This is a genomic window from Jeotgalibacillus marinus, from assembly GCF_040801915.1.
GTDB lineage: Bacteria > Bacillota > Bacilli > Bacillales > Jeotgalibacillaceae > Jeotgalibacillus > Jeotgalibacillus marinus.
Genome location: NZ_JBFMIA010000005.1, coordinates 161,807 through 182,010, shown reverse-complemented (window position 1 = coordinate 182,010; position 20,204 = coordinate 161,807). Strand labels below are relative to the sequence as shown.

The 20,204-nt window shown below is 38.3% G+C and carries 16 protein-coding genes and 1 other RNA gene; 15 read left to right on the top strand and 2 right to left on the bottom strand.

The genetic code is table 11. The features are described from left to right. Positions 1 to 2,586, bottom strand: a 2,586-nt coding sequence (locus AB1471_RS08640) for a transglycosylase domain-containing protein (protein ID WP_367779349.1), incomplete at its 3' end; no start/stop codon positions are given. 37 nt (positions 2,587 to 2,623) lie between these two features. Next, positions 2,624 to 3,238, bottom strand: coding sequence for a Holliday junction resolvase RecU (gene recU / locus AB1471_RS08635; protein WP_367779348.1), 615 nt, complete (start codon positions 3,236 to 3,238; stop codon positions 2,624 to 2,626). Positions 3,239 to 3,447: 209 nt separating this feature from the next. Here recU and AB1471_RS08630 point away from each other — a divergent pair, with 209 nt between their 5' ends. The 15 genes from AB1471_RS08630 (at position 3,448) to AB1471_RS08560 (ending at position 20,187) form a co-directional block, all read left to right on the top strand. Then, positions 3,448 to 3,819 (top strand): DUF1798 family protein, encoded by a 372-nt coding sequence (locus AB1471_RS08630; protein WP_367779347.1) that lies wholly within the window; start codon positions 3,448 to 3,450, stop codon positions 3,817 to 3,819. Positions 3,820 to 3,866: 47 nt separating this feature from the next. Continuing rightward, positions 3,867 to 4,397, top strand: coding sequence for a YppG family protein (locus AB1471_RS08625; protein WP_367779346.1), 531 nt, complete (start codon positions 3,867 to 3,869; stop codon positions 4,395 to 4,397). Between the two features lie 572 nt (positions 4,398 to 4,969). Next, positions 4,970 to 5,578 carry a hypothetical protein gene (locus AB1471_RS08620; RefSeq protein WP_367779345.1) on the top strand — a complete coding sequence of 203 codons (609 nt, stop codon included), beginning with the start codon at positions 4,970 to 4,972 and terminating at the stop codon, positions 5,576 to 5,578. A gap of 664 nt (positions 5,579 to 6,242) precedes the next feature. Further along, positions 6,243 to 6,446: a CotD family spore coat protein gene (locus tag AB1471_RS08615; protein WP_367779344.1), complete on the top strand. Its 204-nt coding sequence runs from the start codon at positions 6,243 to 6,245 to the stop codon at positions 6,444 to 6,446. A gap of 111 nt (positions 6,447 to 6,557) precedes the next feature. Then, on the top strand, positions 6,558 to 7,127 hold the full coding sequence (locus AB1471_RS08610) for an SLOG family protein (RefSeq protein WP_367779343.1): 570 nt from the start codon (positions 6,558 to 6,560) through the stop codon (positions 7,125 to 7,127). A gap of 59 nt (positions 7,128 to 7,186) precedes the next feature. Then, positions 7,187 to 7,507: a cell division regulator GpsB gene (gpsB, locus tag AB1471_RS08605; protein ID WP_367779342.1), complete on the top strand. Its 321-nt coding sequence runs from the start codon at positions 7,187 to 7,189 to the stop codon at positions 7,505 to 7,507. Between the two features lie 102 nt (positions 7,508 to 7,609). Beyond that, positions 7,610 to 7,997: RNase P RNA component class B (rnpB, locus tag AB1471_RS08600), an RNA gene on the top strand. A gap of 256 nt (positions 7,998 to 8,253) precedes the next feature. Beyond that, positions 8,254 to 9,396: a THUMP domain-containing class I SAM-dependent RNA methyltransferase gene (locus AB1471_RS08595; RefSeq protein ID WP_367779341.1), complete on the top strand. Its 1,143-nt coding sequence runs from the start codon at positions 8,254 to 8,256 to the stop codon at positions 9,394 to 9,396. Positions 9,397 to 9,515: 119 nt separating this feature from the next. Beyond that, positions 9,516 to 11,447: an ATP-dependent DNA helicase gene (locus tag AB1471_RS08590; RefSeq protein WP_437342348.1), complete on the top strand. Its 1,932-nt coding sequence runs from the start codon at positions 9,516 to 9,518 to the stop codon at positions 11,445 to 11,447. Between the two features lie 103 nt (positions 11,448 to 11,550). After that, a complete protein-coding gene (locus AB1471_RS08585; RefSeq protein WP_367779339.1) occupies positions 11,551 to 13,071 on the top strand; it encodes a carboxypeptidase M32 in 1,521 nt (506 codons plus the stop codon). 179 nt (positions 13,072 to 13,250) lie between these two features. Then, positions 13,251 to 14,024 (top strand): SDR family NAD(P)-dependent oxidoreductase, encoded by a 774-nt coding sequence (locus AB1471_RS08580; protein WP_367779356.1) that lies wholly within the window; start codon positions 13,251 to 13,253, stop codon positions 14,022 to 14,024. Positions 14,025 to 14,357: 333 nt separating this feature from the next. Beyond that, on the top strand, positions 14,358 to 17,969 hold the full coding sequence (locus tag AB1471_RS08575) for a dynamin family protein (RefSeq protein WP_367779338.1): 3,612 nt from the start codon (positions 14,358 to 14,360) through the stop codon (positions 17,967 to 17,969). Positions 17,970 to 18,154: 185 nt separating this feature from the next. Then, positions 18,155 to 19,009, top strand: a complete 855-nt coding sequence (locus tag AB1471_RS08570) for a sulfurtransferase (protein ID WP_367779337.1) — start codon at positions 18,155 to 18,157, stop codon at positions 19,007 to 19,009. 21 nt (positions 19,010 to 19,030) lie between these two features. Then, positions 19,031 to 19,924 (top strand): 5'-3' exonuclease, encoded by an 894-nt coding sequence (locus AB1471_RS08565; protein ID WP_367779336.1) that lies wholly within the window; start codon positions 19,031 to 19,033, stop codon positions 19,922 to 19,924. Next, a complete protein-coding gene (locus AB1471_RS08560; protein ID WP_367779335.1) occupies positions 19,921 to 20,187 on the top strand; it encodes a DUF6123 family protein in 267 nt (88 codons plus the stop codon). The genes AB1471_RS08565 and AB1471_RS08560 overlap by 4 nt, the downstream gene beginning before the upstream one ends. The last annotated feature ends 17 nt before the right edge of the window (positions 20,188 to 20,204 follow it).

The window sequence follows — 20,204 nt, the reverse complement described above, 5'->3', positions numbered from 1 at the left end:
ACCTGGTTCATCATCACCTGGTTCATCATCACCTGGTTCATCATCACCTGGTTCACCATCACCTGGTTCACCATCACCTGGTTCACCATCACCTGGTTCATCATCACCTGGTTCATCATCATCACCTGGTTCATCTAGGTCATCAGGTGGCGTCTCATCTTCGTCATCTTCTCGTAGGATCATGTCTACGGTAATGCTCGCTGGATCACTGCGTTCATCACCAGCAATTGCAACTACATTAAAAGTATAGATGAAACCTTCATCGACTTGTTCGATGGTCAATCCGTTTTGTTTTGTTTTAAAAATTTGTGATTCGCCACCATCGATACTAACGCTAACTTCAAACTCAACTGAACGATCATCATTTTCATCTTGCTCATGATCCCACGTGAGCGTGATGGAGCTTGCTTCTTCATCATATTCTTGTTGAAGGTTTGTTGGAGCAGCTAAATCTGAATCTGGCTCTTCGAATTCCGTCGATGGAATAGTAGGTTCCGTTCCACTGATGAATAATTCAGTTGTTTTTTTATCAGCTGGTGTGGATTTACTTGCTAGCACTGGCGGGTTCGAGCCAGTTACAATATCGACTGAAACTACGTTTCCAGGTTTTTTAAAGTCATCTGGTGTTTCGTTTGATGATACTTCTTGCATGACTTCTTTAAAAATTTGCTGAGTTACACGTCTTTCTTCTGGGAGCATATAATTCTTTTTTCGATTAGGATAACCTAACCAAACAGCAGCTGTATATTGTGTCGTATAGCCAGCCATCCATGAATCGGGTGCTCCGCTATCTGGAATATTATTTTCTTGTTTTTCTTTATCAGTGTAGTTTGTTGTTCCTGATTTTGCTGCTAATGGTATACCTGGAACGTTCGCGCCCGGTGCTGTTCCATAATTTTTAACGACATCTTTTAACATATCAGTAATCATGTATGCAGTTGACTCTTGCATGGCAATATGTGATTCCGATTTGAAATCAATGGAAGACCCATCACGGAATTCAACGGAAGTCACCATATACGGTTCGTTGTATACCCCATTGTTGCCTAATGCTGCATAGGCACCTGCAAGTCCAACGGTGTTAGTCGCTACACCAAGCGCACTGCTTTCATATATGGGTTCTGTTAGGTCGAAACCTAAACCGGTTAAAAATTCTCCACCTCTTTCATGTCCAACTTCATTTAATGTTTTAATTGCAGGGATGTTTCTAGAATCATATATGGATTCTCTCATTGTAATTTCACCTTTAAATTGTAAGTCATAGTTTTGTGGTTCTCCACCATCTTGGTACTTGAAACCACGTTCATCATCAAGTATTTCTGCGGTTGACCAATCTAAGTATTCAATGGCTGGAGCATAATCTAATAATGGCTTGATTGCCGAACCAACACTTCGTTCTTTTGAATCAATCGCGTAATTAAACTCTCGTCGACCCTCTTCACCATAACCACGTCCACCCCCGATAGCACGTATTTCCCCAGATTGCGTGTCTAAAAGGGTTATGCCAGCTTGTATCTGCTCATCATTCATATCAGCAGGGAAGTCAATCACATCCCCATTTAAAACGTTCTCCACCTGAGTTTGAGCCTCTGGGTCTAATGTCGTATAAATTTTCAGCCCATCTACAAAAGGGTTTAAATCTTTGTCTTCCAGTTCAGTTATTACCGCATCAATAAATGCTGCATATCTTGGTTCTGAAGATGCTTGATTATTTCGTATAAGCCCTGATTCTTCAGAACGATCAACAACACCATCCATAATATCACGAGCGATTGCATCCTGCATTTCTTGCTCTGAAATCTTCCCGTTTTTTTGCATTTGTCTTAATACGGTGTCTCGTCTTTCTTTTGCCAAATCAGGATTATTGTATGGATTATAAGTATTCGGAAGTTGAGGGATCCCCGCTAATAAAGCTGCTTGATGAAGTTGTAATTCACTTAAGTCAACGTCATAATAATACTCAGAAGCCGTTTTAATCCCATAAGTGCCGTCAGAGTAATAAATTTTATTTACGTACATCTCAAAAATTTCTTCTTTGTCGTATTTACGTTCAAGTTGAAAAGCAAGCCATGCTTCTTGTGCTTTACGCTCGAGAGTTTGCTCAGGTTTTTCAAAAAAACTGTTTTTAATAACCTGTTGAGTAAGGGTACTTGCACCTTCAGCACCAAATCCTTCTTTAAGGTTTGCAAGAACGGCTCCTGCAAGTCGAATCGCATCAACACCCTTATGCTCATAGAAACGTACATCCTCAATAGATAGTACGGCATTTTCTACGAGGGGCGGAATGTCTTCGTATTTAACGAGGTCGCGATCCTCAGTACCGATCGTACCAATGACATCATTATTCATGGCGTATACTTGTGATGGGATTGGATCAATAAAATCTTCTTCATTTAATTCTGGAGCTTGTGCAGCATAATACGCAAAGAGAGCGCCACCGCCTAATAAACCTGCAAAACCTAGTAAAAATACAACGAGAATAATTCGTTTTACAATGGATTTCTTTGATTTTTTCTTTTTAGAATTCTTTTTATTGGAGGCTTGAGCTGCCCGCCTTCTTTCTTCTCTGGATGAATAATCAGCCATAATATTGTCCCTCTCTTTCAACGAGCTGAAAATCTTGTCACTTACAAAGATGATCAACTATAGTAAGATAATCAATTCTAGGTTGGATGCCTAACGAAATTTGATAACCATTTTGTTGGATTTCTTCTTTTGTCATTGATTTACGCCCGCCTTGCTTCATTCGAGTCCAGTACTTTTCTAGTGATTGGTACGGTAACAAAAAGATCTCCTCCGTTAATGAAAACCGAATGATGACAAAAGCGATCCCGTTATGTTTTTCTACTTGTTCCATATGAGATAACTGATGGTCGTGAAAATTTTGTAAGGGAAATGATTGCTTATTACGTGTTTCTTTTGCTTCAAAATCAATGTAAAATCCTTGATAAACCCCGTTATAGTCTGTCGTTGAAGCCTGTTTGAAATAAGCTTCTTTTATAACTGCAGCACTTCTTTTAGGGTAATCAACATTCACAATTTGTACTGGCGTAGGTTTTTTGTGAATGACAGCTTTCCCTACATCAAGGTAATATTGATTTGTTTCGTTCAAATCCTCCTCTAATGTCATTCCCCGTTTACCATGAGAAATAGCCTCTCGTTGCAATTTTTTTTCAGAAAATTGTTTTGACTTTGCTGTGGATTTGAATTTTTTTCCATTCGGATAGCGGAACTCCATATCTAACACCTCATCAACAATCATAACAGATTAGGAAGTGTAGAGCATTTTCGATCGTTATATCCATAGTGTTCTCAAAAAAAATGATTATATGGGCGGCAACAGCAAAAAGTCTACTATAACAGACGTATATTTTTGAAAAAGGTTTCGTTTTCTCACGAATTTGTCTTTGATACAATACAAAGAAAGAGAAAAAAGGAGTGCTATGTATGCATGATACAAAGGGTATGCTTGACATGACGAAACAACTACTAGATATCGTTGATCAAGCTGAGAAACAATATGATAGTAGAAGAGAAACGAAAGTAAAAGGTGATTTTTTTACACAAGTTAAACCTTTTGCGGATGTTGCGCATCAACTTTCAAAAAAATGGGGAGAAGAGGTGACGGTATTCTTGATTGAGAACCGCCAAAAAAATCTTCATCCAAATCAAATTAAGGCAACGGTTGAAAATATTGAACTTCTTACTGTTCAATGCTTTTTCCCAGAAACGAGCTATAACCGATTTAAAAGTTATGTTCAATCAAGCTTTTTTGTAATTGAACAAGTTCGTCACATATTTGAGAAGGTGAAATCTTAACCAGAGAAGGAGTATTAGAATACACTAATCTAAAAGGGTGTGAGTAGATGTATAGTCCACATTATGTTTGCTACCCTAATCACCGTCCATTCGAACAGGTAATGCCTATTCATCCTTATTATCCACCACGAAATGTCAATCATATGCAACAACAATTCTCACCATCACCACACTGGATGAATCCGCCGGGAAATGGATCAATACCAGTAGACTATCCGATGGAGGGGGCAATACCAGTTAACCCTCTGGTGAATGGATCAATACCAGTGGACCAGCCGATGGAAGGGGCAATACCAGTTAACTCTCCGGTGAATGGATCAATACCAGTAGACCAGCCGATGGAGGGGTCAATACCAGTGAATCTACATGGAAGGCCTGGTGTAAATCCATATAAAGTTCAATCAGGTTTTCAAGGGCAACAAGAAAATCAGCATGCTTCATGGCTTGACGTGTTTAAAACAGAAAAAGGGCAAGTTGACGTCAATAAAGTTATGTCAACTGCTGGGCAAATGATGTCCACAGCCCAACAATTTGGTTCACTCGTGAAGGGAATTGGTTCATTCTTTCCTAAAGCTTAAAACAGTTAATTTGTAATGAGATATCTTGCTCGATCGGAAATCAATTTTCATAAGTCACCCCGGGCATAGTAGTGACAATTCCTCTACTATGCCCGGGGTGTATTTTTTGAACGGTACTGGACGCACGACTTGAGGTTTTACCCTAAATTGACGTTGTTTTCGAATGAAAATTCGATTTTTAAGCAAACGAGGGGATTGAATGAAGCAAAACTCGTTAACGGTGCTTGTGGAGTTCTTTCAAACAGACAAGGTCCGAATGCTGTTCATCCTACATATGTACAAGCATGACAAGACATTGCCAACTATACCTCATCAAGAACACCATAGCACCACGTACGTGAAAATCGACCACGGCGCGATCACTCCTTGTCCTCTCAACAAAACCTACCCATCGTTAATCAATAATTTAAATATAGGATGAAGTGCACCATTTGATGTAAGCGAAAAGTCGAGTAAGGATTGAAATCATCATTACTTATTTTTGATTTATATTGTGCATCAAGAAGAATGTGAAAGCATAAACTCGATTGATTAAGCTTTTGAATAAAATGATGAAAAAGGAGATGAGGTATTTGGTTGTTAATAATGTGGAGATTTTTTTTACAATAGCGCTCATTAGTTTAATTATTATCGCTAGCTTTGCATTAATAGCCCTTGTACTTTCTTTTAAAAAAGAAAATCGGGTCTGTTGCGTAGGTAGTGGTATTTTACTTGCGATAACCTCTATCGCATTTGGTGTCCTTGCTTTTGCTCTTGGTGTAATAGACGAGGGCGGTTTAAGTTTAACGGAATTTGTTGAAATATTCACTACTATATCATTGGTTGTTTTACTTATTATTGCATTAAGTACATCACTATTTACATTATTAGCTGTTAAAAAGAATGTTAAGTTTTGTTGTCTTGGCGGGGGTATTGCTTTGGCGGGAATTGGTATTGGTGCTGGATTAATTTTATCAGTATCATTTTTCTTTAATGTGTTTTTCTCTGTTATGTTGTTGAGTGTTATTTTATCGATTATTACTTTAGTTCTTATCTCAATCGTTGCTTTTATCGTTGTCCTTGTTTCTTTAAAAAAATGCGAGGGTTTTTGTTGTCTTGCAGGTTCTATAGCATTGGTTGGCGTTGTTATTGGATGGAGTTTGTTGGGGCTCTTTACGAATGTGGTTGGTCTACCTGCTTAGACGTTTGGATAAGTGTCCACGGTAAATGTCTGACTGGAGCGATAGCGGAAGGAGTTTATGGAGTGGATACGTGCGCGTGATTTACAACCTCTGAAATTAATGAGTGCGATGAATTGTGGTTGAGTTGCTTTTCTACAAGCTATTCCTTATCGACCGACATGATTGGGACGGGAATAAAGATAAAATATTTCTCGAAAATAGATCAATCATTTCCCGGGCAAGCGCAGGTTTCGGGACGCTTCGATACATTGTTTAATAGCAAAACTTACATTATTTTTATATAGTCGATTGGGTTCGACAAGGCTTTGAATAATGAAGAGGAGATTGTAATTTCAAATAACTCTTCTTATTTCCCACACTGAAGATGATTTTTAATTGTCACAAAATGTTCAAATTTAATTGTGAAATGTTGGGTTGAGTCGACGTCTCAATATATGTAGAATAAATATATAGAAACTAATGGGGTTGAGATAATGAGAAGATTCATTTTTATATTATTTTTCTTTGTTATTGGAGTAACTGCGTACGTTTTTTCGACAATTGGTGATCAACTAACAAGCTTACAATAATTGAGTGGTTCGCATAGGGCAAGCACACCTCACCCATCATATCCTAATGTAACGAAGGTTATCAGCAATTGATAGCCAAGGAAGGGGGAGCCAATGTGTATTGCCGAAGAAGATGCCAACCAATCGTACATCCAGTTATGTGTTGTACGAAACATGTAACAGAGATCATTGAAGTGCCGCACATTCATCCGATCCAGAATATAACTGTGCAGCATCAAATATACCAACATAAGCATTATTTCCCAGAGTCACACAAAAGCGAGCATACAACCGCACATCAAAAGTTTTATTGTAAGTGACCGTGGTAGCTTTCCCACAAGTGTTACAAATGATAAAAAATAATCGTCTAAACGACTGGTATACAAGTCCAGTCGTTTTTTACATCTTGTCGCTAGTTAAAGGTGGTGACCGTGTTGAAAGTATTGACGGTGGCAGGATATAAAGCACATGAAATCGGTGTATTTAAAAACACTGATCCTGCAGTCAGAGTGATTAAAAAAGCACTAAGACAAGCGATAGTGAGCAAAATAGATAGGGGACTTCAATGGGTGATCACATCAGGGCAACTCGGTGTTGAAACTTGGGCAGCTGAAGTTGTCATTGAATTAAAAGAAACCTATCCAATGTTGAAGCTTGGGATATTAGCTGCTTATCAGAATCACGAAGAAAAATGGAATGAAGTCAACCAAGATCTCTACCAACGGTTATGTATTCAAGCTGACTTTGTTGAAGCCATTTCTCAAAAGCCGTATCAAAACCCACAACAACTACGTAACAAAAACCACTTTCACATCGCTAAATCGGATGGATTACTTATTGTATACGATGAAGAGAAGGAAGGTTCACCGAAGTTTTTATGGGAAGTTGCCAAAAAATACCACGAATCAAACCGTTATGAAATCACTCAAGTGACGTTTCAAGACTTGCAATGGATTGTAGAAGAAGAACAACGGAATGATGATTGGTCTATTGTTGATTGACAAGTCGCGGGCTTTTTGAAAAAATGTAGAGAGTGGAAATGATAGTAGAGGTGATAAAAATGAAAGAAAACTTTGTGAAACTAACGGCAAAAGAAATTCTTGAACGTGAATTTAAAACAGCAATGAGAGGTTATAAACCTGAGGAAGTAGATGCATTTTTAGATCTAATTATCAAAGATTACGAAGCTTTTTATAGCCGTATTGATGCACTTGAAAAAGAAAATCAACGTTTGCAGCAGCAAACGACTGAAACCCCGCGAAGATCGGCCCAACCAACCCCAGCGCATACGAATGCCGGCACGACAAACTTTGATATTTTAAAGCGTCTATCGAATTTAGAAAAAGAAGTTTTTGGACGTAAGCTTTACGAAGATCGATAAGAAATACATATCGAACTTGTTGACCTAGTTTACAACTAGGTCGATTTTTCTTGCGCGAAAGAACTTGTTCATGTATAATGAATTATTGGTGAAGCGATCATGGTGTTCGGGCGATTGCTGTAGCTTTACGCTATAGAGGAAAGTCCATGCTCACACGGTGCTGAGATGCCCGTAGTGTTCGTGCCTCGCGAAAAAATAAGCGGGGGCATTCCAGATGATTCTGGTTTGACGGCAGAGAAGATACCTACGTCCTTAGGATATGGTATGCATCTCTTGAAAGTGCCACAGTGACGAAGTTCCATTAGAAATGATGGAAGTGGAACGAGGTAAACCCCACGAGTGAGAAACCCAAACTATGGTAGGGGCACTTTCCCTGAGGAAATGAACAAAGGGAAGGATCAGCATATGCTGGTAGATAGATGATTGCCACCTGGGTACGAGCGTTAACCGCGCGTTTGAAGTACAACGGAACAAAACATGGCTTATAGATCATCATGATTGGTGAAACCATTAAAAAAGAACTTGTTCGTTTAAGAAAAGACTTAAAAGGCAGGACCATTCGTATAGATCTATGCGGGTCCGCCTTTTTTTAATAATAAAACCGATTCGTTCAGCCAAGGCAAATAAAGTGATTCTTAGACGGGGGCGTACTTACCCACTGATGAATCGAAGGGTTTGCAGCAGCAGCACGAAGCTGGATGATGATAAAAATTATCTAATACAATAAACAAAGCAAGGGTGACAAGATGGCGACGTATAAATTGATCGCAACAGCAGCGATGGGACTTGAATCTGTTGTAGCTAAAGAAGTGCAACAACTCGGCTTTAAAACAAAAGTTGAAAACGGAAAGGTCATGTATGAAGGAGACGAAGAGGCGATTGCGAAATCAAATCTTTGGCTTCGTACAGCGGATCGTGTGAAAATTGTTATGGGTGAATTTAAAGTTTACTCATTTGACCAGTTGTTTGAACAAACGAAGGCTCTTCCATGGGAAAGATTACTCCCAGTAGACGCTGCATTTCCGGTATCAGGAAAATCAATTAAATCCCAGCTTTACAGTGTACCTGACTGTCAAGCGATCGTAAAGAAAGCAATTGTAGAAAAATTAAAACATGTTTATAGACGAATGAGTTTCTTAGATGAATCTGGTCCGACCTATAAAATTGAAATTGCAATCCGCAATGATGTTGCAACGCTGACAATCGATACGAGTGGTGCTGGTCTTCATAAGCGTGGATACCGAGTGGACCAAGGGGAAGCACCTTTAAAAGAAACAATGGCAGCTGCACTTGTTCAATTAACCAACTGGCGCGCGGACAAACCATTTCATGATCCGTTTTGTGGTTCCGGCACGATTGCCATTGAAGCAGCATTGATTGGACAAAACATTGCGCCTGGTTTTAATCGGGATTTCATTTCAGAAGAATGGCCTAATATGAAAAAATCAATATGGGATAAAGTTCGTCAAGAGGCGGAAGATTTAGCTGATTACGATCAACCGTTAGAGATTTATGGGACAGATATCGATCATAAAATGGTTGAAATCGCGAAGGAAAATGCAATTGAAGCAGGTCTAGGGGAACTTATTCAGTTTAAGCAAATGCAAGTGCGAGACTTTACTGCATACAATGACTATGGCGTCATTGTCGGTAATCCACCATATGGCGAGCGTATTGGTGAAGAAGAAGCGGTTGAGCAAATGTATAAAGAGATGGGTGAAGCGTTTGAAAAATACCCAACATGGTCTAAGTATATTATTACCTCACACCCTGCTTTTGAAGAGCTATACGGAAAGCCAGCAACGAAGAAACGTAAATTATTTAATGGGTTTATCCGAACGGATTATTACCAATACTGGGGAACAAGACCTCCTAGAAAACCACAATAACCATCCAGATTTTTTTACCTTTAAGAGTGAAAGGCATGCAAGCGCAATCTGCATGCCTTTCTTCTCTGTTATATAAACCATTTACCATATGAAACTTGATGAAAAGAGGTCGGTCAGTTTTGACAACGAAATCATTGCCTTTCCCATTAACAGGAGACCAGTCATTTTACGAAGCGTTAGGAGATTGGATTGGAGATGTTTTTTATGACATTTTTCCTGAAAAAGGTTTGGAGCTTCGCGATGAACAAATTTTTATGGCTTTTCAGCTTGAACAAGCATTTAAAAAGAAGTCAATCATGTTTGCAGAAGCTGGTGTAGGGACGGGAAAAACGCTTGCTTATCTTTTATATACAATTTGCTATGCTCGCTATACAGGAAAGCCAGCAATTATCGCATGTTCTGATGAGACGTTAATCGAGCAACTTGTTAAAAAAACAGGCGATATTCATAAAATAGAAGAGCTATTAGACTTAAGCGTTGATGTACGATTAGCTAAGTCAAGAGAGCAGTATCTATGTTTAACAAAACTTGATAAAACTGCCTCTAAAACAGATGATGAAGATATTGATTTTGTGTATGAGCAACTACCTGAATTTGTGCATGGCAACGGATCAATGACTTCATTTTATCCGTATGGTGACCGTAAAGAGTACCCTTATTTAGATGATGATCAGTGGAAAAGTGTCAACTATGATTCATTACAAGATTGTCTATCGTGCGATGTACGCCACCGATGTGGACAAACATTAAATCGCGAACATTACCGTGCAGCTGGTGACTTAATCGTTTGTTCACACGATTTCTACATGGAACATATTTGGACAAAGGAAGCGAGAAAAAGAGAGGGGCAGCTACCATTACTTCCAGAAGCTAGTGCAGTTATATTTGATGAAGGTCATTTACTCGAGTTTGCTGCTCAAAAAGCATTAACGTATCGTACGTCTTTATCAAACTTGGCTGTTATTTTAGATAAACTATCAAGTAACGATATTCGCGAAAAAACGCTTTATTTAATTGATCGTATTCTTGAACAACATGATCAATGGTTTGCTGAAATCAGCAGACAAGCTGATCATAATAGCATGACAGAAAGACTTGCTATTAAACGCCATCCTGATTTAATGACAAAATCAAAAATGTTAAAAGAAAGCATTGATCAATTGCTAGAAGAACTTGTGTTTGAATCTGAACTATATGTCATTGATGATTATGATCTAAAAATAGTTGAAGAATACCTTGAACGAGTGTTGTTTTCTTTGAAGCTATTTGTAGACGACGATGGCGCGATTGTGTGGTTAGAAGAGTCCAGTGAAGATGACACGCTTGTGATCATGCCAAGACTCGTAGAAGATATTTTACGTGAAGAAGTTTTCTCTAAAAAAATTCCATATATCTTTTCTTCAGCAACATTATCTGTCAAAGAAGATTTCTCTTATTTAGCACATAGTCTCGGAATTGATCAATACGATGCATTCACGGTATCCTCACCATTCGAGTATGAGGATACGATGGATGTGACCATTCATGTGATGGATGAATTCGACAAAGGTGAAAAACAAGTAGAGTTATTAAAAGCTAATCATACTGGTGGCAGTCTTGTTCTATTTAATTCGAAAGGTGATCAAGATCTATTCCAAGTTGGTTGCTCTCATGAATTATCTAACAGAGGCACAATTTATTTTGAGGGTGATGAAGAGATTAGTACACTCGTTGAAAAATTCCAAATGGACTCATCGAGTATATTATCCGCACATCATTTATGGGAAGGGCTTGATGTCCCGGGAGTAAGCCTGAGTCAAGTCATTATTGATTCGTTACCTATCCCGCCGCTAGATCCGGTTTTTGAAGCAAAAAGAAACCATGTTGCTGACCCTGTTCAACAAGTTGATCTGCCTTATATGTTGCTAAGGCTTCAACAAGGGATCGGCCGTTTAATTCGAACTTCAAGCGATAAAGGATCGGTGCATATTTTTTTAACTCAGGAAGATTTAAAATGGATAGACGAAGTAACATCAATTTTACCCGTTCAACCGAAAATTTTGCAAAGATAAGAAACAAAAAAGAGAGAGCGCAAATGAGCTCTTTTCTTTTTTATTTCTTAATTTCTGAAAAATGTGATAAAATAGGTTATATGAACAATAAGGGGGAAGCTAAATGACAATTACAGTAGCACAACTAGAAAAAGAATTTCTTACATATGTAAATAAAATGACAGCTTACAATGAAGCGCTAGGGTTAATTTACTGGGATTTACGAACAGGCGCACCGAAAAAAGCAGTTGATCAACGTTCGCAAGTCATTGGAACACTTTCATCTGAATTATTTGACCTGTCAACCTCTGATGAAATGGCATCATTTGTTGCTGGTTTATCTCCTCATAAAGCAGAGCTTGATGAAGTAACGGTAAAAACACTAGAAGAATGTCAAAAAGAATATGAACGAAATAAAAAGATCCCTGCTGACGAATATCGTGAATATGTCATCCTGCAATCTAGAGCGGAAAGTGTATGGGAAGAGGCACGTGAAAAATCGGATTTCTCTTTATTCCAACCGTTTTTAGAAAAATTGGTAGAAACAAATAAACGTTTTGTGAATTACTGGGGCTATAAAGGAGATCCATATAATACTCTGCTAGATTCCTATGAGCCTGGTGTAACTGTTGAAGTGTTGGATCGTGTTTTTGGACAAGTAAGAGAAGCAATTGTACCACTTGTAAAACAAATTCAAGAATCACCTCATAAGCCAGACACATCCTTTATTTATAAGCATTTTCCAAACGATGCTCAGAAGAAATTCAGTTTAAAAATTCTTGAGGAAATCGGATATGATTTCGAAGCCGGTCGACTTGATGAAGCTGTTCATCCATTTGCGACAGGGTTGAATCCTGGAGATGTCCGCGTGACCACCCGTTACGATGAAGAAGATTTCCGTGGAGCGATCTTTGGGACGATTCACGAGGGAGGCCATGCTCTTTATGAACAAAATGTAAGTGAAAAATTGGTTGGGACACCGCTTTGTAGTGGAACATCAATGGGAATTCACGAGTCACAATCACTATTTTATGAGAATTTTGTTGGAAGACACCCGTCATTTTGGGCGCGTCATTATGGCTTGTTAAAAGAACATTCTACCGGTCAATTTGATGATGTTCCTGTTGAACAATTTGTACGCGCGATTAATGAGTCAAAGCCGTCCCTTATTCGAGTTGAGTCGGACGAACTAACCTATCCTCTTCATGTGATGGTTCGCTATGAAATCGAAAAAGGATTGTTTAATAATGAGTTCGAAGTGGAAGATCTCCCTCGAATTTGGAATGACAAGTATGAAGAGTATTTAGGTGTTCGTCCTGAGAATGACGGCGAAGGTGTGTTGCAGGATGTTCACTGGTCAAGTGGAGCTTTCGGCTATTTTCCATCGTATGCTCTTGGCTATATGTATGCGGCACAATTGAAACATTCGATGCTAAAGGACTTGCCAAATTATGATGAGCTTCTTTCTACCGGAGATGTTGAACCGATTAAACAATGGTTGACAGAGCGTGTTCATCAGTTTGGTAAAATGAAAAAGCCACTCGAAATTATTCAAGACACAACGGGTGAAGGGTTAAATGCACAGTACTTGATCGACTATTTGACGGACAAGTATTCAGAAATTTATTCATTAGAACACGTATAAGATTCGGTAAGAGCATTCCAGTTAGCAGCATTTTCGGGGACTTAACATAGAAAGAGCCCCTCGTGGTATATACGGGGGTCAAGACATATACGAACGTTCCTCTCATTGAGGATTTTATCATCATCTTTCTAACGGCACAAATCGTTAATACATCAATATTTATAGAGAGAGGGATAGGCGTGTACACACCTTCGTTTAGGTTAGATGGAAAAACAGCCATTATTACAGGAGCAGGTCGGGGAATTGGCAGGGCCTTATCGATTGGTCTTGCTCAAGCTGGTGCAGAAGTAGTGTTACTTTCTCGTACGCTAAAAGATCTTGAAGAAGTAGCAAACTTAATAAAAAGCCAGGGTGGAAAAGCACATGTGATGTCAGTAGATGTAACCGACCGTAGTCAAATCTACAATTGTATAAAACATGTTAAAGAAACAATTGGAAAGATCGATATTTTGATCAATAATGCAGGAATCAACATTCGCTCATCCGCTACGGAAGTAACAGATGAAGAATGGTCTGCAATTATGGATACTAATTTGAAATCTGCATTTATGATGTCTCAAGAAGTCGGAAGAATCATGAAGGAGCAGGAAAGCGGGGGGAGTATTTTATCCGTTTCTTCTGTAGCGGGACACGTTGCACTTCGGACGGGTGTTGCGTATGCTGCGTCAAAAGCTGCTTTAATTCAAATGACAAAAGTCTTGGCTTTAGAGTGGGGCGATCATAATATTCGCGTAAATTCCATTGGACCTTGGTATTTTGAAACCCCATTAACGGAACAGTTGTTAGCAAACGAAGAGTATTTGAACGACATTTTAGCTGTCACCCCTTTAAAAAGAGTGGGTCAGTTAGATGAATTGGTTGGTCCAGCCATTTTCTTTGTCTCGGATGCTGGTAGTTACGTAACTGGGCAAACACTTTTTGTAGATGGTGGAATGACTATTCAGGGTTTTTGATTAGTAGTTAAATGTTTAATAAAATTAAAACAAGCTTCTCAGTATATGAGAGGCTTGTTCGTTATCGTTTAGGAGATTATAGTGTTTAATTGGTGTGAAACACACTTTACCTACATTGTCACCTAGATCCGTGTTGCAAGCACTTCTAGATGGTTATTTTCTTTCACTTCTATTGTTCTGGAGACATGCCTAAAAATTTTGGTCAGCCCACCACTTATTATTCCAAAAGAATAATTCGACTCCTTTTGTGAGTGATTTTTCTTGTCAAGATAGGATTCTCTTGAAAAATCCGCTACAATTAAGAGAAGGTAAGGAAAAGGGGATGCATGTGTCATGGAACGTCAATTGTTTGAAGAAAACAAAGAAAATTTATTATACCAATTAGCCGAATTTCACTCTCAGTGTGTTGAAAATCAGGATGAGACGAGAGCGATTAAAATTGAAAAATTAGCACATAAACTTGTCCAAGAAGAATTGATCGTGGCTTTTTGTGGGCACTTTTCTGCAGGGAAATCTGCAATGATCAATCGCTTGATGGGCGAAGAGATTCTTCCCTCAAGTCCAATCCCAACAAGTGCAAATTTAATTGCCATTCACACTGGAGAAAACAAAAATATTCGTGTGACAACAAATGATAATCAAATCATCGAATTATTGCCGTCATTAGATGAAACAGTGATTGGAGAATTAGGGAAAGACGGCGTAAAAATAAAGCGAATTGATTTATATCGTACGAAGTCAAATATTCCTACAGGGGTAACTGTGCTGGATACACCAGGGATTGATTCAGTAGACGACGCACATAAACAATCAACAGAGTCGGCTATTCACCTAGCAGATCTATGTTTTTACGTAATGGACTATAACCATGTCCAATCCCAAATGAATTTTGAATACATACGAAATTTAATTCATTTCAATCGCCCAGTGCATGCCATCATCAATCAAATTGATAAGCACCGCGATGAGGAATTGCCGTTTTCAATTTTTAAACAATCAACAGAAGAAGCTTTTGCTGCTTGGGAAGCCACACCAAAAGCTTTTCACTACACAACATTAAAAGATCAGAGTCATGCCCACAATGAGATTGATGGAATTCACTCATATGTCACGTCTTTAATGGACAATCGTAAAGAAGTTATATTACAAACGACAACTGATTCACTTTCAATGCTAAAGCAAGAGCACCATGACTTCTTGCTAGATGAATACAAAGACATGCTGGATATATATAGCGATTTTCTTTCAAAAAAAGAAATAGATGAAAAAGAATTGGTTTTTCAAAAGGAAGAAACGTTTAAGAAAAAACATCAATCTTATTCTTTGGGTGACTGGATCGAGTCGTTTAACAAAGAACAAGATCAATTATTAAAATCTGCATACTTAATGCCTGCTGAAGTTCGAGAAAAAGCACAATTATTTTTAGAAGCAATGCAACCTTCATTTAAGATAGGTTTGCTGTTTTCATCAAAAAAAACAGCAGAAGAACGTATTAAAAGGACAGAGGAATTTGTAGAAACCTTTCAATCAGTTGTGCAGCGACAACTTGAATGGCATATGAAAAATTGTTGTCACACAAGCTTAAAGAGAGCGGGGATTGTGGATGTCGGATGGTCCAACAAGATTGATAAGATCGCAATTATCATTACAGGTGAACGAGTTGAGAAGCTTGTTAAGCGAGGCGCAGAAGTAAATGGGCAGTCCGTGTTAAATTACTGTGAGGATGTTGCAAAAAGTATTCGTTCTGAGGCTAAAAGTAAACTTGTTCAAATGAAGAAACAACTGTTAAATGATTTTGAACAAATGATAGAAGACTATACCGTTCAATCAGAAAAAGAATGGATGACCATCCATCAAAAAGCAAATGCGTTACGATACTTAACTAATCTAGAATTGAAAATTTCATTTCCACATCAGCCAACAAGCGATGATATTCAAAAAACTCTTTTAAACTGGCGAAGTGATTGGAATAGAGCAGAAGAGGAAGTCACTTATATAGACGAATTGTCTTCATATAATGGGGTAACAAGTGAAGAAATCAGCGTCACTGCAAGTGGTGTTGTTCAAAAAGATCCCTCAGTCAAATGGGATGAAAAAAAGGTCATACACAATTTAAACCTTGCAAGTGAACATATCAAGGGGTTAAAAGGGTTCGAACGTCAACGTGAGTTACTCTTAAGGAGAATAAAGAAACTACAATCAAAGGATTTTACAATCGCTTTATTTGGTGCGTTTAGTGCTGGTAAATCTTCCTTTGCAAATGCACTGCTTGGAAAAAAGGTTTTGCCCGTTTCACCAAATCCAACAACTGCTTCAATTAACAAAATTAAACCACCGAATAATGAAAATCCAGATGGAACGGTCCACATTTTTTTAAAAAAACAGGAGGGTTTATTGAATGATTTGCAAGAGGTGATGGCTGATTTTAATCATTATCCGAAAGATTTACAAGAGGCTTACATTATGGCAACAATGATTGTTGAAAAAGGTATCCTTGGGAACGACACGAAGAAAAGTTTTATTCAAGCATTTATAAAAGGGTGGAAAACTTATAAAGACAACTTAGGTGAGAGGTTACATGTAAGTAGGGTGGAATTTGAAGGGTACGTCGCAAATGAACATCAGTCATGCTTCGTTGAAAGCATCGATTATTATGTAGATTCTCCTCTTGGGGATGAAGGGGTTACGATTGTTGATACACCAGGTGCTGATTCAATCAATGCTCGTCATACAGATGTTTCGTTTGATTATATTCGGAATGCGGACGCAATCTTATTTGTCACCTATTACAACCATGCTTTTGCTCATGCAGATCGTGAATTTTTAATACAGCTAGGACGTGTGAAAGAAAGCTTCGAGTTAGACAAGATGTTTTTTGTCGTAAATGCTGTCGACCTTGCTGAAAGTGAAAAAGAAAAAGAACTTGTATTGGCTTATATTAAAGATCAGCTAATCGCTTTTGGCATTCGTTTTCCGCGAATTTTCGGGGTCTCTAGCCTTCAAGCGATCAGCGGTGATCAAACTGTTTCAAAAAAATCTGGAATTGATTTATTTAAAGAAGACTTTCATGACTTTTTACGTCATGATCTTCATGGGATGGCGTTGAGTGTTGCTAACAGGGACTTTAACATGGTGGTCCAGCGCATAGAGGGTTTAATTGAATCTTCTAAGCAGAGCGATGAACAGAAAAAAGAAAAATTGACCATTTTAAACCAAAGCAAATCCTTGGTACTTAGTCGATTTGAAAATCCCCAATTTCATTCTGTTGAAAAACGCTCTGAACAAGAGCTTAATGAGCTTTTATTTTACATGGAACAACGGGTATTTTACCGATTCTCTGATTTTTTTAAGGAATCTTTTAACCCAACATTATTTATTCAACAATCAAGTCAAAAAGCGCTGCAAGAGGCGATAATATCATTACTAAAAATGCTCGGTTTTGATTTTGCGCAAGAACTACGTGTGATCAATCATCGTATGGCTCAATTTATTGAACATCAAATAGCAAACAGCTTAGAGATAGAATGGACAAAGGTTCGATCAATATTTCCTGAAGGAATCCGACCACAAGTTGAATGGGAAGAAAAAGAGTTAGTAACTTTTACAACATGGTTTCAGGTTCTCAATCCTTCAGAATTTAAAACAGAGCTGTCATCGTTTAAAAACACAAAGTCCTTCTTTGAAAAAAACGAAAAGAAAGTCATGAGAGATAAGTTAGAAGCTCGATTACGTAAAATAACAGCAAGTGAAATCAAGAAGGAGCAATCGCGATTAGTAGAATGGGTTGATGAACAGTTTTCAACTACTGGTCGAGACATGTATAATAGATGGAGGTGCGATTTACTGGATCAAATTGATAGTGCACTAGAAGGATTGCAATCTGACGAAGTAATCGAACATTGGACACACGCTTACCAACGAATTACAGAGGGGAGCATTACGTAAAGGTGAAGGATTTCCACGCGTGTGCGACTTGCATTCATTTTCAGTCGATAAAAACACAAGAGGGAATGATCTATCGTTGCAAACGATTAGGCTTCCAAACAAAAACTCATTATCAATTCGACTGCTGGGAACCAAAACTACACATTATCAAGCTTATGAAAAAAGAATCATAGGGGGCGGATTAAATGAACTATACGGTAACGGCTGCATGGTTAGCTGAAAAATTTGATCAACAAAATGTGGTAGTGATTGACTGTCGTTTCTCATTGCAAAATCCATCAGAAGGTAAAACTCAATTTCTTGCTGGGCATATTCCAAGCGCTGTTTATTTTGACTTAAATAAAGACCTTTCTGGTGCTCCAGGGAAGCACGGTGGACGTCATCCATTACCTGTAGAAAATGACTTTAAGCAATTATTGCAAAAATCAGGTGTATCAAATTCTTCCATCGTAGTTGCGTATGACGGAGGAGAAGGTGCCTTTGCATCCCGCTGTTGGTGGTTATTACGTTATTTTGGCCATGAACAAGTGTATATCCTAAATGGTGGCTTTAAAGAATGGCAAGCTCATCAGTTGCCTATTGAAACTGAACAACAACAACCAGAAGAAGTAATTTTCACACCGAATATTCAACATGAGATGAAGACGGATGTTGATGAAGTAAAAAAAATCGTCAATGGCGAAACAACATCAATCTTAATTGATTCACGTTCATACGACCGTTATATTGGTCAAAATGAGCCAATTGATCGTGTAGCAGGTCATATTCCAGGTGCAATCAATAAAGACTGGATGAATGTCTTACATAAGGGATTCTTTTTAAAAGATGCAGAACAAGAGAATCGGTTTGCAGATTGGGAAAAAGATCGATCAATTGTTGTGTATTGCGGGAGTGGGATAACTGCTACACCAAATATAATTGCCCTAAAGCAAGCCGGATTCCAAAATGTAAAACTTTATCCAGGAAGCTACAGTGATTGGGTTTCCTATGATGACAATGAAATCGAACTTGGAGATTCAACCGATTTTGTGAAGAAGTAAGTGAAGTGAGGGAAATTTAAAATGCAGCAAAAACATATTTTACTAATAGATGGGATGGCACTATTATTTCGTTCATTTTTTGCTACAGCGATGACCAATCAATTTATGATCAATCGTCATGGCACACCAACGAATGCGATACAAGGGTTTATTCGTCACTCGCTAACGGCCATCCAACAGGTGCAACCAACTCATGTGGCGGTGTGTTGGGATATGGGGTCCAAAACATTCCGAAATGAAGTTTACCAAGAGTATAAGGCAAACCGACAAGCACCACCTAGTGAGCTAATTCCGCAATTTGATTTGGTTAAAGAGATCGCATCTCATTTTTCGTTTACCAATATCGGAGTTACGGGGTATGAAGCTGATGATTGTATTGGAACAATCGCCAAACTTGCCGATAATTCAACAAAAGTGAGTATTGTGAGTGGAGACAAAGATTTGCTACAGTTACTAACAAAAAACGTGGAGATTTGGCTCGTTAAAAAAGGATATGGCACATACGAGCGATTTAATGAAATTCGTTTTGTTGAAGAATACGGTATTACGCCAAATCAATTTATAGATGTTAAAGGCCTCATGGGCGACCCGAGTGATGGGTATCCAGGGGTAAAAGGGATTGGGGAAAAAACAGCGTTTAAATTGATCAAAGAGCATGAAACAATTGATGGAATTCTAGAGAATCTTCATGCAATCACCCCTTCCCAACGAAAGAAAATTGAAGAAGATTTAGATATGCTCCATGTATCAAGAAACCTTGCAGCCATTCATTGCGAAGTACCTTTGCCTGATGTTCTCTATGGAGAGTGGGCAGGTGTTCCATCTACAGCGCAAGAAATCATCGACTGGCATGAATTAAAAACAGTGCACCGATTTTTAACGAGTAATACCGTTCACTCAGGTGGTCGAAAATGAATTCATTAGATAATTTTTTAGCTGATCTAGAAACGAAAGGCTTTAAGTTAAGTGATGAAGCAATTGGCTTTATTTATTTCGGTCGTAAATATACGGATGCATCTGATACAATTGTTCAAGTCTCGATCGAACTTACGCTAATGCTTCAACAACGTTTTGATAGCAGCTTTTATATGTCGGTATTAGAAGAACTTGTTTCTTCAAAGTTGTCATCACGTTCAACTATGCTTGATCATTTCAGAAAAAAAGGTATTGCGATATAAAAGAATTCCTCAACTTT

Bases quoted from the DNA above. Each gene is read 5' to 3' on its own strand.
- recU (WP_367779348.1), bottom strand. From the start codon at position 3,238: ATGGAGTTCCGCTATCCGAATGGAAAAAAATTCAAATCCACAGCAAAG.
- AB1471_RS08630 (WP_367779347.1), top strand. From the start codon at position 3,448: ATGCATGATACAAAGGGTATGCTTGACATGACGAAACAACTACTAGAT.
- AB1471_RS08625 (WP_367779346.1), top strand. From the start codon at position 3,867: ATGTATAGTCCACATTATGTTTGCTACCCTAATCACCGTCCATTCGAA.
- gpsB (WP_367779342.1), top strand. From the start codon at position 7,187: ATGAAAGAAAACTTTGTGAAACTAACGGCAAAAGAAATTCTTGAACGT.
- AB1471_RS08595 (WP_367779341.1), top strand. From the start codon at position 8,254: ATGGCGACGTATAAATTGATCGCAACAGCAGCGATGGGACTTGAATCT.
- AB1471_RS08585 (WP_367779339.1), top strand. From the start codon at position 11,551: ATGACAATTACAGTAGCACAACTAGAAAAAGAATTTCTTACATATGTA.
- AB1471_RS08575 (WP_367779338.1), top strand. From the start codon at position 14,358: ATGGAACGTCAATTGTTTGAAGAAAACAAAGAAAATTTATTATACCAA.
- AB1471_RS08570 (WP_367779337.1), top strand. From the start codon at position 18,155: ATGAACTATACGGTAACGGCTGCATGGTTAGCTGAAAAATTTGATCAA.
- AB1471_RS08565 (WP_367779336.1), top strand. From the start codon at position 19,031: ATGCAGCAAAAACATATTTTACTAATAGATGGGATGGCACTATTATTT.
- AB1471_RS08560 (WP_367779335.1), top strand. From the start codon at position 19,921: ATGAATTCATTAGATAATTTTTTAGCTGATCTAGAAACGAAAGGCTTT.